Below are 1,719 nucleotides of genomic sequence, written 5' to 3' on the forward strand. Positions count from 1 at the left end.
CCTCGATTCGTCAGCGGTGATCACTGACGGGTCGTGAGACTGGTTCGCCCGGTTTGTCCTCTCGGGTGAGAGGGTGGGCCTTCGCGTGTCGCTGCGGCTGCGTCCGGCTTCCACGGCTCCGGAGGTGGTGCGGGTTCTCCTTCCTGGGTCTTCGGCGGGGCTGGTCCCGGCTGTCAGGTGGGTGCCGGCAGGGCGTTGAGCCGCTGCCAGCAGGTGAGGAAGGCGTCTCGCCAGGGCCAGGTCCGGCTGATCTTGAGCTGGCGGCGGCGGGCGTGGCGGGTGAGGCGGGCGGGCAGGTGCCAGAGCCGGTAGCGCATGGTGTCGGGCTCGGCTCTGGCGAGGTGGGGGTCGTCGTGCAGGCCGAGCAGTCGGGTCCAGGCGTCGAGGTCGTTGGCGAGGTTCGCAGCGAGCATCCAGCCCCGGTTGACCTCCCAGGACTGGCTGGGCAGGTTCCGCAGACCCATCGCCTTGTCCGTTCTGACCCGGTCCTCGACCGTGGCGTGCGAGCGGTGCAGGACGTCGAGGAACTGGTTGTGGTGCGAGCCGCAGATGCCCCACATGTGCCGGATGTTGGAGGCTGTGACCGCGTAGCGCCAGCCGGTCTTCTTCTCGAAGTCGGTGAGCTTGGCGCGCTGGCGGGCCGAGGGACGGGTGCGGCGAACGGTCAGACGCATGCCCTCGGGCCAGCCGCCCCTGGTGTTGAGCCCGGTCAGCTCGGCGACGTGCGCGTCGGCGGTGACGGTGCCGTCCTGGTGGAGGGTGTCCTCCCAGACGCTCTGGGGCAGTCGGGCGATGGCGTGCTCGTCGGCGTCGGTCATCTTCCAGCCGACCGTGTAGCGCACGGTGCGGCGGGCGGTGTTGAGGGCTTCGAGGTGCTCCAGCAGTTCGTGCGTGGCACCGGCCCCGTCGACACGGATGAGGATCTTGGCCCGCGAGGCGTCGGGGACCTGAGCCAGCGCGGCGGTAAGGACGGTCAGGTGGTCGGCGACGGTGTTCGAGCCCGCGTTGCCCGGTCGCAGCAGTATGGCCAGGCACTCGCCGGTGTTCGCGCACCACGCGGCGAGCGGGTGGAAGCCGTAGGTCTTCTTGAAGGTGACATCGGCGCCGGCCTTCTTCGAGCGGGCGGTGATCACGGTGGCGTCCAGGTCGATGACGATCCAGCCGGTCAGCTGCCTGCCCGCGATCGTCAGCCAGGGGAACCCGCCGGGTCTGGCAGCGAGTTGGTTCCACACGTGGCGCCGAATCCGGGCGCGGGCCCTGGCGATCTTCTTCAGCACGGTCTCGTCGAGCGCGGCGAGCATGCGGCGCATGGTGGAGTCCGACGCCGGTGTCCCGAACAACGCGCTCTGGTGGGTCAGCAGTTGCTCGGCCTCCGACAGATTGGCCGCGCCGAGCACGATCGCCGCGGCGGTCATCGTCAACGCGACGCCGCGATCCCGCCAACCCGATCCAGCCCCACCTGGCAGGGCCTTGCTCAGTGCCGCTGTCAGGCCCACACGGTCGGCGCACTTGCGCAGCAGCACTGATCCAGCGTGCCCGACAAGACCTTTGGCATCGACCGAAACTGACAGTCGCTCATCCCACCCACTACGCTTTGCCACCAGAAGGGTGCACCTGATCCTGCGCTGAACGTGAACTCGACACTCACATCCTCGCAGGCCGGGAGCACCCTTCCTTGATCACGTCACCGCGCGAGCCACTGGCGCTGAATATCCGAGG

The 1,719-nt window shown here is 69.0% G+C and carries 1 protein-coding gene; it reads right to left on the bottom strand.

Annotation, left to right across the window (positions count from 1 at the left end; translation table 11 throughout):
• Positions 1 to 173: 173 nt before the first annotated feature.
• Positions 174 to 1,601, bottom strand: a complete 1,428-nt coding sequence (locus tag P3T29_RS32525) for an IS1380 family transposase (RefSeq protein WP_280720282.1) — start codon at positions 1,599 to 1,601, stop codon at positions 174 to 176.
• Positions 1,602 to 1,719 lie beyond the last annotated feature (118 nt).

Origin of the sequence: Kitasatospora sp. MAP5-34 (assembly GCF_029894335.1) — a bacterium.
GTDB lineage: Bacteria > Actinomycetota > Actinomycetes > Streptomycetales > Streptomycetaceae > Kitasatospora.